This window comes from Ramlibacter sp. AN1133 (assembly GCF_037890035.1).
GTDB lineage: Bacteria > Pseudomonadota > Gammaproteobacteria > Burkholderiales > Burkholderiaceae_C > Ramlibacter.
On record NZ_JBBKTQ010000039.1, the window covers coordinates 1 to 14346 of the forward strand.

The 14346-nt window shown below is 71.4% G+C and carries 14 protein-coding genes; 5 read left to right on the forward strand and 9 right to left on the reverse strand.

The window, feature by feature from the left end; translation table 11 throughout:
• Window positions 1-63 precede the first annotated feature (63 nt).
• The 4 genes from WG923_RS29025 to WG923_RS29040 all read right to left on the reverse strand — a co-directional run bounded on the left by WG923_RS29025 (window position 64) and on the right by WG923_RS29040 (window position 3229).
• A complete protein-coding gene (locus WG923_RS29025; protein WP_340354518.1) occupies window positions 64-1305 on the reverse strand; it encodes a sensor histidine kinase in 1242 nt (413 codons plus the stop codon).
• Entirely contained in the window at window positions 1295-1978 is a 684-nt protein-coding gene (locus tag WG923_RS29030; protein ID WP_340354519.1) for a response regulator transcription factor, read from the reverse strand. Before WG923_RS29030 ends, WG923_RS29025 begins: the two co-directional genes overlap by 11 nt.
• Window positions 1979-2060: 82 nt before the next feature.
• On the reverse strand, window positions 2061-2444 hold the full coding sequence (locus WG923_RS29035) for a hypothetical protein (protein WP_340354520.1): 384 nt from the start codon (window positions 2442-2444) through the stop codon (window positions 2061-2063).
• Window positions 2445-2569: 125 nt separating this feature from the next.
• A complete protein-coding gene (locus WG923_RS29040; RefSeq protein WP_340354521.1) occupies window positions 2570-3229 on the reverse strand; it encodes a glutathione S-transferase family protein in 660 nt (219 codons plus the stop codon).
• 207 nt (window positions 3230-3436) lie between these two features.
• On the opposite strand from WG923_RS29040, the gene WG923_RS29045 reads away from it, so the two are divergent.
• Window positions 3437-3871, forward strand: a complete 435-nt coding sequence (locus WG923_RS29045) for a YciI family protein (protein ID WP_340354522.1) — start codon at window positions 3437-3439, stop codon at window positions 3869-3871.
• A 20-nt stretch (window positions 3872-3891) separates the two neighbouring features.
• Here WG923_RS29045 and WG923_RS29050 read toward each other — a convergent pair whose 3' ends face one another.
• On the reverse strand, window positions 3892-4056 hold the full coding sequence (locus tag WG923_RS29050) for a hypothetical protein (RefSeq protein ID WP_340354523.1): 165 nt from the start codon (window positions 4054-4056) through the stop codon (window positions 3892-3894).
• Between the two features lie 249 nt (window positions 4057-4305).
• On the opposite strand from WG923_RS29050, the gene WG923_RS29055 reads away from it, so the two are divergent.
• On the forward strand, window positions 4306-5484 hold the full coding sequence (locus WG923_RS29055) for an esterase/lipase family protein (RefSeq protein ID WP_340354524.1): 1179 nt from the start codon (window positions 4306-4308) through the stop codon (window positions 5482-5484).
• A gap of 24 nt (window positions 5485-5508) precedes the next feature.
• Here the strand turns inward: WG923_RS29055 and WG923_RS29060 are convergent, their stop codons facing one another.
• The 3 genes from WG923_RS29060 to WG923_RS29070 all read right to left on the reverse strand — a co-directional run bounded on the left by WG923_RS29060 (window position 5509) and on the right by WG923_RS29070 (window position 9978).
• On the reverse strand, window positions 5509-6309 hold the full coding sequence (locus tag WG923_RS29060; protein ID WP_340354525.1) for a cytochrome c3 family protein: 801 nt from the start codon (window positions 6307-6309) through the stop codon (window positions 5509-5511).
• A 266-nt stretch (window positions 6310-6575) separates the two neighbouring features.
• Window positions 6576-8324 carry a thiamine pyrophosphate-binding protein gene (locus WG923_RS29065; RefSeq protein ID WP_340354526.1) on the reverse strand — a complete coding sequence of 583 codons (1749 nt, stop codon included), beginning with the start codon at window positions 8322-8324 and terminating at the stop codon, window positions 6576-6578.
• 19 nt (window positions 8325-8343) lie between these two features.
• Window positions 8344-9978 carry an FAD-binding dehydrogenase gene (locus tag WG923_RS29070; protein WP_340354527.1) on the reverse strand — a complete coding sequence of 545 codons (1635 nt, stop codon included), beginning with the start codon at window positions 9976-9978 and terminating at the stop codon, window positions 8344-8346.
• 118 nt (window positions 9979-10096) lie between these two features.
• Between WG923_RS29070 and WG923_RS29075 the strand changes: the two genes are divergently transcribed.
• Window positions 10097-10594 carry a flavodoxin family protein gene (locus tag WG923_RS29075; RefSeq protein WP_340354528.1) on the forward strand — a complete coding sequence of 166 codons (498 nt, stop codon included), beginning with the start codon at window positions 10097-10099 and terminating at the stop codon, window positions 10592-10594.
• A gap of 175 nt (window positions 10595-10769) precedes the next feature.
• On the opposite strand, the gene WG923_RS29080 is transcribed toward WG923_RS29075, so the two are convergent.
• Entirely contained in the window at window positions 10770-11750 is a 981-nt protein-coding gene (locus WG923_RS29080; RefSeq protein ID WP_340354529.1) for a LysR family transcriptional regulator, read from the reverse strand.
• Between the two features lie 88 nt (window positions 11751-11838).
• Between WG923_RS29080 and WG923_RS29085 the strand changes: the two genes are divergently transcribed.
• Together WG923_RS29085 and WG923_RS29090 are read left to right on the forward strand one after the other, a co-directional pair.
• The gene (locus WG923_RS29085) at window positions 11839-13050 is read left to right on the forward strand and encodes a CaiB/BaiF CoA transferase family protein (protein WP_340354530.1); all 1212 of its coding nucleotides are present in this window, start codon (window positions 11839-11841) and stop codon (window positions 13048-13050) included.
• 5 nt (window positions 13051-13055) lie between these two features.
• Window positions 13056-14324: a DUF1254 domain-containing protein gene (locus WG923_RS29090; protein ID WP_340354531.1), complete on the forward strand. Its 1269-nt coding sequence runs from the start codon at window positions 13056-13058 to the stop codon at window positions 14322-14324.
• Window positions 14325-14346: the final 22 nt, after the last annotated feature.

The following is a 14346-nucleotide window of genomic DNA, read 5'->3' on the forward strand; positions in this document are numbered from 1 at the left end:
CCCGCGCCTTGCCTGCGGCCCGATACGGGGCAGCGAGAGCTTAGATATTTACGGGACAGGACACTAGGCGGCCGGAAGGTGCAGCACGAAGCGGCTGCCGCCTTCCGCGCCGCGCAGGAGTTCCACCTTCCAGCCCAGGTGTTCGGCCACCCGCCGCACGATCGTCAGCCCCAGGCCGGTGCCCTGGACGGAGCCCACCGGCCCCGGCTCGCGGCGCTCGAAGACCCGGGCCGCGATCTCCGGCGGGATCCCGGGGCCGGTGTCCTCGATGACGACCGAGCAGGGCTCCACCCGCACCAGGACCTGCCCGCGCTCGGTGAACTGGCAGGCATTGCGGATCAGGTTGCCGACGGCGGTCGCGACGAGCTCCGGCCGGGCCGGCACGCTCACGCAGCCGGCGGCCACCGACACCGCGAGCTCGACCGGCTTTCCCTGCAGCAGGGGTCGGTAACGCTCGGCTTCCGCCTGCACGATCCCGGCGACTTCGGTCAGCGGCGCGTGCAGGGTCTCGGGCGCCCGGGCCAGCAGGAGCAGGGCGCCGAGGCGGCCGGAGGCCTCGGCCGCGGCGCGCCGGATGCGCTCGGCGATGTCCTGCAGCTCGGGTTGGCCGGCCAGCCGCACCTGCAGCACTTCCGCGGCGCCCAGGATGACGGTGAGCGGCGTGCGCAGCTCGTGGCTCACGTCCCCCGTGAACAGCTGTTCCCGCTCGAGGAAGCGCTTGAGGGTCTCCGTGGAATCGAAGAACGCCCGGCCCAGCAGGCCGACTTCGTCGTCCGCATGGAGCAGCGGCGAATCCGGGCGCAGCGAGCCGCCCGTGACGGCTTCCGCCAGGCGCGTCACCGGCGCGATGACCTTGCTCGCCGTGATGAAGCCGGACACGAGCGCGAGCACCACGCACAGCACGAACGCCGCCGCCAGCGCGATCGATACATGGCCCTGGATGACCTCGAACTCGCTTTCGTCCTCGATCACGGCGAACCTCTGGCCGCCGCGATCGCGGATCAGGACGTGCACGTGCTGGTGGGTGTAGCGCAACTCGTGCAGGCCAGGCGGCAGGGCCCGCAGCACCGAGCTCATTTCCGATGCGTTCAAGACCGACGGATATCCCGGCAGCTGGTGGTCGATGCCGCCCAGGTGGTCGTCGATCAGCCGGTCGGCGGCCTCCTTGAGCCGATGGTCGACGAGTGCGTTCTCGATCCTGTCCAGGGCCTCGAAGCCGATCGCGCTGAAGCACGCCCCGACGAACAAGGCCAGCAGCACGTACGCGCCGACGATGCGCAGCCGCAGCGACGGGCTATGCCTCATCGGAAGCCACCAGCCGGAACCCGACGCCCGGGATGGTGCGCAGCATGGGCGTGCCGAAGGGCTTGTCCAGCACATGCCGAAGCGCGTGGATGTGCGTGCGCAGCGCGTCGCTGTCCGGGCGGTCGTCGCGCCAGATCTCGTGTTCGAGCTGTTCGCGGGTGACCAGCTGCGGCGCCGCCCGCACCAGGACGCACAGGAGCTGGTAGCAGGTGGGCGTCAGGCGCAGCAGTTGCCCGGCGCGACGCGCTTCATGGGTACTGGGGTCCAGCTCCAGCTCGCCGAACCGCAGCACCGTCTGCGCGGTCAGCGACGGGCCGCGGCGCGACAGCGCCTTCAGGCGCGCGTCGAGCTCCGCCAGGGAGAACGGCTTGACCAGGTAGTCGTCGGCACCCGCCTCGAAGCCGGCGACCTTGTCCGGCACGGTGTCGCGGGCCGTGAGGATCAGCAGGGGCGTGCGCACGCCCAGCGACGTGCGCAGCTCGCGGCACACGTCGAGTCCGTCCATGCCGGGCAGCATGAGGTCCAGCACGATGACGTCGTACGGGTAGTCGCGCAGGAAACCCAGCCCCGCCTTGCCCGTGCGCGCCGCGTCCAGCTCGTAGCCGAGCGGCTCCAGGAAATCGTGCATGTTGGCCACGATGTCCGGGTTGTCTTCGATGACCAGGACGCGCATGGATGCCCCCTCCGCCTTGCGGCAGGATCCAGGACGGGATGCGCCCGCGCCGTGACCAGGCCCTCGGCAGAGGGCCCCGGCGTCACTTCGCCGGCTTCTTGGGTGACCTGCGCGCGGCTTCCAGGGCCGCTGCCTTTTCCGCGTGCTTCTCGGCGCGCGACTTGCGCGCCTTGGGCTTCTTGACCTCCTTGGCGTCGTGCGCTTCCTTGGCGGCCTTGTTGGCCTTCGCCTGGGGATGATGCGTTCGCACCAGCCGGTCGAGGGCGGTCGGCCCGGGCAGCAAGGCCTGCGCCTTGCGCTTGTCCCGCTCCGCCTTGAGCTGCTTTCGCTCCTCGATCAGGGCGGCCTCGGCTTCGGACGGCTCCTGGTTCGCCCCGGCGGTTTCCAGGCGGCTCATCATGGCGCGGTGCAGCGCCTGGCCATTGGCCGAGATCCTCTTGGTCATCGATGCAATACGAACGGGCATGTGGCAGATCCTCGTGGTGCGGAACGGCCACTGTAGGCCAGCCCGGCGCGCGGCGCCAGCCTGTTTGTGCGGCCGCGGCGCAACAGGCGCATGCATGGGCACGCGTCGCGCGCCGCCGGCGATCCCTAGTCGCGGTCCGGCGCCCCGAGGGGAAAGAGCCCACGGAAGGGCCGCGCCTCCTCCACCGCCCTGGCGAAGGACGGGCGCGCCAGCAGCCTGGCCCGGTAGGCGCGCACGACCGGATAGGCCTCGGCAATCCGATGGGTCCAGTCGGCGTAGAACAGCGATGGGGCGGCTGCGCAGTCGGCCAGCGTGAAGTCCGCACCGCTGGCCCAGGTCCTGCCGGCAAGCTCTCCTTCGAGCCAGGCATAGGCGCGCTCCAGCTTGTCCGCGGCATGGCTTCCCGCCTCCTGGCGCTTCACCGGGTCCCCCGTCATCGCACCGACGACCGCATGCTGCACGGGGGTCATCACGTGCAGGTCGAAGAAGCGGTCGAGGAACCGGACCTGCAGGGCTGCCATCGGATCCGGGGGCAGCAGGCGCACCGGCCCGGCATGCACGAGCTGCAGGTACTCGATGATGATGCTGGTTTCCACGACGGTGCGGTCGCCGTCGACCAGCAGCGGGAACTTCGCCAGCGGCCAGCGCCGCAGCCACTCGGCGGCGTGCTGCGGGGTGTCCGGGCCGATGCAGCGGAACTCGTGCGGGGTACCGTTCTCGTACAGGGCGATGAGCACCTTCTGGGTGTACGAGGAAAAAGGATGTCCGTAGAGGACGAGCGACATGGGCAGGCCACCTGGAGTTGAAAGTGCCGCACCCTACCCGTGCCGCTGGCGGGTGGCAAGTGTCGGGCCCGCGAAGGCCTTGCACACGCAGGCGCCCGTACGCATCGGCTTACGCAACCCGGTGCCTGCGAGCTGTCGATTCCGGCGCCGCCGGTTCGTCGTGGGGGTGAACCGTCAAGCTTCTTCAACCCGACCGAGGAGTTCCGCATGCGATTCATGATCCTGGTGAAGGCCACCCGCGACAGCGAGGCCGGCGTGATGCCCAGCGAGCAGTTGCTGGCCGAGATGGGCCGCTTCAACGAGGAACTGGTCAAGGCCGGCGTGATGCTGGCCGGCGAGGGCCTGCATCCGAGCGCCAAGGGCGCGCGCGTGCGCTTCTGCGGCCCGGACCGCAAGGTCATCGACGGGCCGTTCGCCGAGACCAAGGAACTGGTGGCCGGCTTCTGGCTCTGGCAGTGCGCCTCGCTGCAGGAGGCGATCGGCTGGGTGAAGCGCTGCCCCAACCCGATGCCCGGCGAATCCGAGATCGAGATCCGGCAGGTGTTCGAGGCCGCCGACTTCGGCGAGGCGTTCACGCCGGAGCTGCGCCAGCAGGAGGACCGGCTGCGGGCGGAGCTCGCCGGCAAGGCCAGCGGCGCCTGACGCGGTCGGTCCGCCCGGCGTCAGCCGCGCACCGCCAGCAGCCGCGCCATCGCGGCCACGTGCGCGTCGCCGAGGACTTGCGGCTTCACCTCGTCCTCGGCGGCGGACTCGTTCTCCTGGTTCTGCACCGCCGCGCGCATCGCCTCCTCGCTGCCCCAGACGATCACCTCGTTCCTGGGGCACATGTGCCTGAGCGTGTGGTACCAGTAGTAGCCGTCCGCCCCGCCGAACAGCTTGTCGATGCCGGTCAGGTCGTTGGACTTGATCCGATGGTTCTGCAGGATCTCATCCAGCAGCTGGTGGGAGAGGATGAAAGGAATGGGAATGTCTCGCGAGGTCTCAGGGCGCGCATTGTACGAGCGTGCGCGCTGCCGACCTGCGCGGCGCGGCCTGTCCCTCCGGCGCCCCGAAGCCGCTGCCCTACACTGGTTGCCATGGCCCCATCCTCGCGCAGCGCCGTGCGGCCGGCCCCGCCGCGCCGGCTCGGCCGCGTGGCCGCCGCCCGCGGTGCCGTGCGCCTCGCCATCGAAGGCGTGCACGGCGTCACGCGCATCGCCGAGGGGCTGCACGGCAGCATCGCCCGGCTGGCGCTGCCGGTCGGGCGCGTGCGCGAGGCGCCCGCCGGCGGGATCGCCGGGTTCGTGTACCGCACCGTTCGCGGCAGCAGCAGCCTGGTCGGCCAGGGGCTCGACGCCCTGCTGGCGCCCTTCGACCAGGAGGCGCACGGCGACGACTCTCCCGCCGGCCTGGCCTGGCGCGCCGCATTGAACGGCGTCGTCGGCGACCACCTGGCGCGCACCGGCAACCCGCTCGCGCTGCCGATGGAGCTGATCGTGCGCGGCCCGGCGACGCCGCGCATCCTGCTGCAGGTGCACGGACTCTGCATGAGCGACGCGGCATGGACGCGCAAGGGCGTGGACCACGGGCAGGCGCTCGCGCAAGCCCTGGACCGGACCCCCGTGTACGTGCGCTACAACTCCGGGCTCCACGTCTCCACCAACGGCGACGAACTCGCCGCCCGGCTGGAGGACCTGCTGGCGCACTGGCCCGTGCCGGTGGAAAGCCTCGCGATCGTCGGCCACAGCATGGGCGGCCTGGTCGCCCGCAGCGCAGTGCACCGGGCGCAGGCGGCCGGGATGGCCTGGCCCCGGAGGCTGCGGCAGATGGTGTTCCTCGGCACGCCGCACCATGGCGCGGCACTGGAGCGCGGCGGCAACTGGCTCCACGCGGTGCTCGGCACGAGCCCGTACCTCGCGCCCTTCACGCGCCTGGGCACGCTGCGCAGCGACGGCATCACCGACCTGCGGCACGGCAACCTGCTGGCAGCGGACTGGCGCAACGGCCGGCACCTGCATCACGACACGCGCACCCCGGTGCCCCTGCCGGCCGGCGTCGCCTGCTACGCGGTCGCCGGCGCGCTCGGTCCCGCCGGCAAGGGAAAGCCGTGGGGCGATGGCCTCGTGTCGGTGGACAGCGCACTGGGCCGGCACCCAAGGCGCAGCCATGCGCTGCGCATTCCGCGCGAGCGGACGTGGGTGGCGCGGGGCGTTCACCACCTGGATCTCCTGAGCGATGCCTCCGTGGCGGCCAGGCTTGCCGCCTGGTTGGCATGACCGCTCCCCATCGCCAACGGCGCGCTACATCATGTGGCAGGACAGGCAGAGGGCGCTGTAGGCGTTGCTGATTCGCAGGAACAGGGCCCTGTCGGTGTGCGGGTCATGGCAGCTGGCGCACTCCACGAAGGGCTCGGCATCCGTCTGCCCGGTGTAGCCGTCGGTGCGCGTGCGGGTGTACAGGATCAGGTCCGTCTTGCGGCGGGTTCCGGTCGCGTCGGGCCCCGTCCCGACCCACCAGACCCGGATCTCGTTCAGCACGGCGGATTCAGGCGAACGGAAATCGGGATTCTGGGGCGTCGCACCCGGCGCGGATGCGGTGATTCCGCCGCCGCCGTATTGCACGCCGACGGGATGATCGTTGCGCAGGTCCGAACCGAGGTTGCTGCCGATGCCGACGCGCAGCCTGCCGTCCGACTGGTTGGCGCCGCTCCAGACGCCGCCGCTCCAACCCGCCGGGGCATTGATGATCGCGCTCATGGCCTGCGCCCCATCGTGGCAGGACAGGCAGGCGAGCGAAACGGACCCTACCGGCGCCACCCTGCCGGCGAGCGTCGAGGTTCCCAGCATGTCGTAGGTCTGGTAGGTGGCCGGGGATGCCAGGGTGCGGTTCCACTGCGGCACGGCGGCGCTGGCGTCGAGGCCCATCGGCGTGTGGCAGAACACGCAGATATCCTCGACGTCGCTGAAGTGGTTCACCCCCGTCCCGGTGCTGGTGAGATTGTGCTTGGAATTGCTGATCTGGGCGCACAGCGGAAGCGCGATCGCCGCGAGGGCGACACCCCATGCCCGCGCGAGCGCGCGGCCAGAAGGCTTGCGAACCATGCGGATCCCCTCGAGAAGTCGTTGGCGCCGGGCGGAATGTTGATCGAGTGCCGCCATAAAGGCGAGAAATGTGCGGTTTGGGTACGGGTTATTGCTTCTTGTATCTTCCGTGGCCACCTTGAGTTCCCCCGGGTGCATCGACGGCCAAGGCGCGGACTTCGGCTGCTGCCCCCCGAGCATCCCCGTCCGCGCTTGCCGGATCGATTATCCGGAATTTCCCTCTTGCGATATTGCGCATCCGCAAGGGCCGGCGCTGCACGCGTGCTTCAGGCACTCCCGGCCGGCTTCACCACGCGCCGCCACGCGGCGCGCCCGATCAGGCGCGCCTTGCTGCCCCACGCCATGCGCTGCAGGTTGGTCTGGACGATCCCGCGCGTGAAGCGCGTCGGCTTGCTGTAGTCGATGCGCACGTCGACCACCACGGGCCGGCCTTGCCGCGCGTGTGTGTCCGCCTGCTCCATGACCGCGGCGATGTCGGCATCGCCCGGCATCGGCAGGTACACCGCCCCCGTGGCTTCCGCGATGCCGCGGAAGCGGACCTCCGGCAGCACCGTGCAGGTCTTGCGGTTGTAGGGCAGCTGCTGCGCCTGCGAGATCTGGGACAGCTCTCCGTCGTTGAAGACGTAGTAGACGATCCCGAGCTTCAGTTCCGTGGCGGTGAGGATCTCCAGCCCCGTCATCAGGAAGGCGCCGTCGCCGACGATGCCCACGACCTGCTGGTCGGGATGCGTGAGCTTCACCCCGATGGCGGCCGGCACGCAGTAGCCCATGCAGTTGAAGTCGGTGGGCGACAGCACGTGCTTGCTGCGCGTGGCGGCGAACAGCTCCGCGGTCAGGAAGGTGTGGTTGCCGTCGTCGGCGAGCAGGTAGGCGTCGTCGGCGAGGCGCTGCCGCAAGGCCTGGAAGAAGCGCGCCGGGTTCACGCGATCGCCGCTGTCGTGCGCCAGCCATTCGTCGAGGTAGGCCTTCTTGTCGCGGGCGATGCGCGCGCGCAGGTCCCCCGTGCCGGCCGTCGCGGGCGCACCGGCCGGCAGCCGCTCCAGCAAGGCCTGCAGCACCTGAAGCGCGTCGCCCGCGATCGCGACTTCCGCCGGATAGTTGGCGTTGAACACCTCGGGGTTGATGTCGGCGTGCACCAGTTTCCAGCGCGGATCGATGCCGTAGCTGCCGGTGGCGATCTCGCCGAAGCGCGTGCCGATGGCCAGCAGCACGTCGCGATCGGCGAAGGCGTTCGTGGCCGCCGGCACCGCCGCGGGGCCGATGCCCATCCCGGTGTGCAGCGGGTGCGTGGCGGGGAACACGCTGATGCCCTGCAGCGTGGTGGCCACCGGCGCTTCCAGGCGCTCGGCAAGCTGGATCGCCGACTCGGTGGCGTCGCGCGCGCCCCAGCCGAGGAACAGGCCCGGCCGCTGCGCCGAGCGCAGGAGGGCCGCCGCGCGGTCGAGGGCGGCAGCGTCCGGTGCGGCGGCGGCGGGCAGCTGCGGCGCCGTCGGCAGGTCCGACACGTCCCCGGTGAACAGCTGCACGTCCACCGGCACTTCGACGAACACCGGTCCCGGCTCGCCGCCGGTGGCGATGCGCCACGCCTCGAACAGCGTCGGCACGATGTCCTCGTGCCGCGCCACGCGCCAGCGCGCCTTGGTGACGCTGCGCACCATCTCGAGCTGGTCGATCCCGTGCAGCTGGTAGCGGAAACCGTGGCTGCTGTGGATGCCGCCCGTGATCACCAGCATGGGGATGCCGTCCAGGAAGGCTTCACCGATCCCGGCATAGGCGAGCGCGGTGCCGGCGGCCGGCACGATGAGGAGCACGCCGGGGCACGAAGTCGTCCGCCCGACGGCGTCGGCCATGAAGGCCGCTCCGCCCTCGTGCGTGACGCGCACCGGCGTGATCGTGGGCGACGACGCCAGTTCGTCGTAGATCTCCGTGTTGTGCACGCCGGGGATGCCGAAGGTGTAGCGCACGCCGAGCTGCTCCAGCGCGTGGCGCACCAGGCTGGCACCGGTCTTCTTCATTCGTCTCCTCCGATCGTGTTCAGGCCATCGCGTCCGCGATGTGGTTGGCCGCCGCCTGCGCGGTGAGGATGCAGCCGGAAAGGAAGGTGCCTTCCAGCGAGCCGCGGCCGTTGCAGCCGCCGCCGCCGAACCCTGCGGCCTCGCCCGCCGCATACAGGCCCGCGAGCGGCTGGCCGTCCTCACCGAGCACCCGCGAGTGCAGGTCGGTCTGGATCCCGCCGGTGGACTTGCGCGTCAGCAGCTGGCAGCGGATGGCGATCAGCGGGCCGGCCTTCGCGTCGAGGATGGGCTGGAAGTTGCAGGTCCGCACGCGGTCGCCCGTCCAGGCGCGCAGCTGCGCGATGCGGCGCAGCTGGTCGTCGTTGTGGAAGCGCGGTCCGCGCAGCATCTGGTCATCGTACGGGCGGATGGAGGCTTCCAGGGCCTGCGGCGTGATGCGCGCGTCGCCGGCCAGTGCGTTCATGCGGCTCGCGAGCGTCGGCAGGTCCGGGGCCTGCACGAAGTCGCTGCATTTGGCGAGCAGTTCGTCCACCAGCGCGGGGTTGCCGCGCAGCATCTGCAGGGCGAAGCGCAGCAAGCGCCGGTCGCGGATCAGCGGGTTGTGCTCCGCTCCCGAGGCGGCCAGCTCGCGCTGCGCGATCCGGCGATTCAGGACCTGCCAGGTGTGGGGCCACTGGGCGCGCGCGATGTGCCGCACCATGTGCAGCGTGTCGAACGCGGTGACGAAGGGCACCGGCCCGATGCGGTGCCCGTCGGGGTCGGTCCAGATCGCGGTGCGCGAGGGGATGAGGCTCAGGCCCTGGCCCTCGAACTGCGGATTCGGGTGGCGCACGCCTGCGGCGTAGTTCCACATGCGATCGAGATGGGTGACCTTGCCACCCGCTTCGCTCACGGCATCATGCAGGCGTCCGTCCGCTGCCGGGTGCGAGCCATTGAGCAGCACGGCGGGCGCGGGTCCCCAGTCCTTTGGCCAGTGCCGCCGCACCCGCGCCAGGTCGCCGGTGATGCCGCCGCCGCTGATCACGACGGCACCGGCGCGCAGGACGAATTCGCTGCCGTCGTCCTCGCGCCGACCGCGGCAGCCGCACACGGTGCCGCCTTCGCGCACGAGCGCCTCGACCCGATGCCGCGGCAGCACGGCGAGCCGGTCGGCGCGCGCGTGCCGGCGCAGCGCGAGCAGCACGCGCTGCGTCATGAACCGGGCGGTGCCCCAGATCACGTGGTAGCGCGGCAGCGAGTTGCCGGGGCGCATCCAGCCGCGCTCGACCCACTGCACCGCGGGGATGAAGCGCACGCCCAGGGCCCGCAGCCATTCGTACACGTCGGGGACGCAGCGCTCGATGTAGCGTTGGGCCCAACGGCGCGGCCACAGGTCTTCGTCGTCGAACTCGGCGAAAGAGAGCCAGTCGGACCACGCCAGTGCAGCGCTGTCGCGGATGCCGGCGCGCCGCTGCAGCGGCGTGTCGACCAGCATCATCCCGCCGAACGCCTGCAGCGCCAGCCCGCCCAGGGCGTCTTCGCCGCCCTTGTCGACCAGCGCCACGCGCAGGCCGCGATCGAGGAGTTGCTTCGCCGTGACGAGCCCGGCCAGCCCGGCGCCCACCACGATGGCGTCGTAGCGTGCATGCGGGGCGGTGCCGGGGCCGGGTCCCATGGGCGGAGCGTAGCGTCGGCGGCGGGGGCTCGTCAGGCACGCGGGCGACAGGCGGGCAGCGCTTGCGGGGGCGGTTGCTCCTGCCCGGTCTTGGCCATCTCCCGCTATTCTGGACAACATGACTCCCAAGACGCTTCTCGTCGTCTACCACACGATGACCGGGGGCACGGAGCAGATGGCGCAGGCCGCCGTCGAGGGCGCGCGTGACGAACCCGGCGTGCATGTGCGCCTTCTGCGGGCGCCGGAGGCACAACCCCAGGACGTGCTGGGTGCCGACGGCTATGTGTTCGCTACGCCCGAGAACCTTGCTGCGATGGCCGGGCTCATGAAGGACTTCTTCGACCGCTGTTACTACGCCGCACTGGATCGTGTGAGCGGCCGCCCCTACGCCGTGCTGGTCTGTGCTGGCAGCGATGGGCAGAATGCCGCCCGGCAGATCGATCGCATCGCCACCGGTTGGCGACTGCGCGCGGTGGCTCCGGCATTGATCGTGTGCACCCATGCCCAGACACCCGAAGACATCGCGCGGCGCAAGCAGATCGGCGGCGCCGATCTCGCCCGATGCCGTGAGCTGGGCGGTGCGCTGGCGGCGGGGCTGGCGCTCGGAGTCTACTGACGGCCCGGTCCCTTGCCGAGAGACGTCGGGATGGCCGACGGCTGCCTGGCTTCGGCCGATATGGGCCGCAAGCCGATGTCCCGGCTGGCGGACTCACGCTCCGCGCGTGCAGTGGAGGATCTCGCACCGTCCCATCGGCGACGGCTGCCATGGCCCAAGGCGCAGGGCCGGATCGCTAAGACACCCGCCGCATTCCGCCTTCCGCCCTCGTCCGCGGCCGCACGCCCACCTTCCGGATCGCCTGCGCGAAGGCCTGCACCAGCGGCGCCGGGCCTTCCGTGGCGCGGCGCGTGTAGAGGCCCAGCAAGGGCAGCGGCATGACCGGCGCCACCGCCACGCGGCGCACACCGCCGCGTGCGAGCTCGTCGCGCGCATGTTCGAAGCGCACCGCGGCGACCAGCGTGGGGGCGAGACGGATCACGCTGCCCACGGTCACGGAGGACAGCACCTCGATCGCGGGCTCCGGTGGCTCCAGGCCCTCGTTGAGGAAGGCCGTCATCAGCGCCTGGCGCACCAGCGTGTCCTTCGGCGGCGCGACCCACGGCACCGCATGCAGGTCGGCCCAGCGCAGCTGCCGGGTGCGTGCGAGGGCATGGCCCACGGCGCACAGCACGCACAGTTCGTCTTCCAGCAGCACCTCGGGCTGCAGCAACGGCAGCAGGCCACTGGTCAGCAACTCGGGCGTGATGGCGCCGAACACGCAATCGAGCTCGCCATCCAGCAGCCGCTGGACCATCTCGCGCACGCGGCCCTCCTGGATCTGCACGCGGGCGCCGGGCATGCGCTCGCGCAGCTGCACCACGGCCTGCGGCACCGCGGCCGTCACCGAGAGGGTGCCCACGCGCAGCACGCCTTCGGCGCCGGTGCGCAGGGCATCGACCTCGTCCTTGCCGCGCGCCAGTTCGCCGAGCATGACCCGCGCGCGGTACGTCACCGCCTTTCCCAGCGCGTTGGGCGACAGGCCCTGCGGGCTGCGCTCGAACAGGCGGGCGCCGAAGCCGGCCTCGACCTCGCCGAGCATCTTGCTGAGCGCGGGCTGGCTCAGGTGCAGCCGGGTGGCGGCCGCGCGCATGGTCCCCGCGTCGGCCAGGGCCACCAGCAGTTCGAGGTGGCGCAGCCGCAGGCGGCGCACGAGGTAGTCGGGGCTGGTGCTCAAGGTGTGCGGTGGAGGTGATCACCGATGGTGATCGCGCCTTCAGGATTATCGACTTTTCAGCAATGGCGCCACGGCCTATCGTGCGGCCATGTCCGTTGCCCCTTCCCGCACCGCCCCCCGGCCCGCGGCGCCCCTGTCGGGCGTGCGCATCATCGATTTCGGCCAGTACATCGCCGGCCCCGGCGCCGCCATGGTGCTGGCCGAGCTGGGCGCGAGCGTCACCAAGATCGAGCCGCTCGCGGGCGACCAGGCGCGCCACATCGGCCGCTATGGCGAATCGATGGTGCGCGCCTACAACCGGGGCAAGCGCTCGATCGCGCTGGACCTCAAGAGCGAGGCGGGGCGGGAGGTCGCATGGCGGCTGATCGCCGGCAGCGACGTCGTCATCCAGAACCTGCGGCCGGGCGTGATGGACAAGCTGGGGCTCGGCGCCGCCGAAGTGCGCCAGCGGCATCCGCGCGTCATCTACCTGTCGATCTCCGGTTTTCCCAGTGCGGGGCCCTCGCGCGATCGCCCCGGCTACGACATCGCGGCGCAGGCCGAGAGCGGGCTGATGTCCGTGACCGGCGAGCCCGACCGGCTGCCGCAGAAGGTGGGCGTGCCCATCATCGATGCCGCGGCCGCGCATGTCGGCGCGCAGGCCGTCCTGGCCGCGCTGTACGGGCGCGAGCGCACGGGACAGGGGGAGACGCTGGAGACCTCGCTGCTGGAGACCGCCCTGCACCTGCAGGCGGCGACCTGGTGCGAGTACCTGGGCGGAGGGCCCGAGCCGACGCGCATCGGCGACGGCCAGCCGCACAACGCGCCCGCGGCCGACGTCGTGCCCACGCGCGACGGCCACATCGTGCTGTCTGCCTATGCCCAGGAGCACTGGCAGCGGTTCTGCCGCGTGATGGGCCGAGAGGAGCTGGCGAGCGATCCGCGCTTTGCCACCAACGCGAGCCGCGTCGCCCATCGCGCCGAACTGCGGGCGGTGCTGAAGGAGTGCCTCTCCGGCTACAGCACCGAGGAATGCGTGGCCCTGCTCGGGCGCAACCAGATCGTGACCGGCGCCGTGCGTCGCTACCGCGACGTGCTCGCCAGTGCCGACCTGCAGGCCAGCGGCATGCTGGTCGAAGCCGTGGCCGCGGACGGCGGCGGCTATCGCGCGCTCGGGCTGCCGTACCGCCTGGGCGATGCGCCGCAACCCGCGCTTGCCGCTGCTCCCGAGTGCGGCGCCGATGGAGCCGCCCTGCTGGCCGAAGCCGGCTACTCGGAACAGGACATCGCCGCACTGCGGCAGGACGGCGTGATCGCCTGAACATCATGACGACAGCAACCCTCTCGCCCTCTTCCACCGCCACGCACGCCGCCGTGGTCCAGACGCTGCCGCTGTTCGAGATGATGCGCATGCGCGCGGCCACGACGGCGCGGCGCCATCCCACGCTCGGCTTCGCCAGCGAAGACCGCGACTCGCGCATGCGCTGGGTCAACCAGTTCACGCACACCCACCGCAAGCTCGGCCCCGACGATCGCGAGGTGGTGAGCCCGAACAACGACACCGTGTACAGCAATGCCTGGCTCGACCTGTCGCAGGGCCCCGTGCTGGTCGAGACCCCTGACATGGGGGAGCGCTACTGGGTGCTGGGCCTGCTGGACGCATGGACCAATCCCTTCGCCTACGTGGGCCGGCGCACCACCGGCAACCGGCGCCAGCGCACGCTGGTGCACGGGCCGGGCTGGAAAGGCGAGGTGCCGGCGGGCGTCACGAACGTGATCGCGGCGCCCGGCCGCGATGTGTGGATCATCGGCCGCATCCTGGTGGACGACACGCCTGCGGACATCGAATCCGTGCGCGCGCTGCAGGCGCAGATCGTCGCGCGCCGCCTCGATGGCGGCGATGCCGCCCTGCGCGTGGACACGCGGCTGGACGGCCGCTCGGTCGCGGTGCCCTCGGCACCGCTCTATCGCGCGATCGTCGACGAGGCGCTGGCGCACAACCCGGTGCCGCAGGGCGAGCGCCTTCAGTGGCCGGTGGACGAGGACGAACTGGCGGCGGCGCTGCCGCGCGTCTTCGAGCAACTGCGCCGCAAGGAGCAGCCGCACGCCCTGGGTGGGGGCTGGGCGCTGCAGGTTGCGGTGCGCGACCACTGGGGCGGCGACGTGCTGACGCGCGCGCGCATCGCGCGCAACTTCATCGGTGCGCTCGGCATCGAGGAGGCGATGTATCCGGCGGCCGAAGTGGACGCCGACGGCGAGCCCCTGCACGGCTCGCGTGCCTACGAACTGCGCTTCGCGCCGGGCCAGGGGCTGCGCGTGGGCGCCTTCTGGTCGCTGACGATGTATCGTCGCAGCGACTGCCTGTTCGTCGCCAACCCGATCCAGCGCTACTCCATCGGCGACCGCACGCCCGGCCTGAGGCTGGAGCCGGACGGCAGCCTGGCGATCCGCCTGCAGGCCGACGACCCCGGCGAGGGCTGCAACTGGCTGCCCACGCCGCGCGATGAACCCTTCTACGTCGTGCTGCGCCTGTACCAGCCGCAGGCGGACCACCTGGAATACCGCTACGCCTATCCACCGCTGCGCCGCATCTGAACCGCCGCGCGAGCCAAAGAAC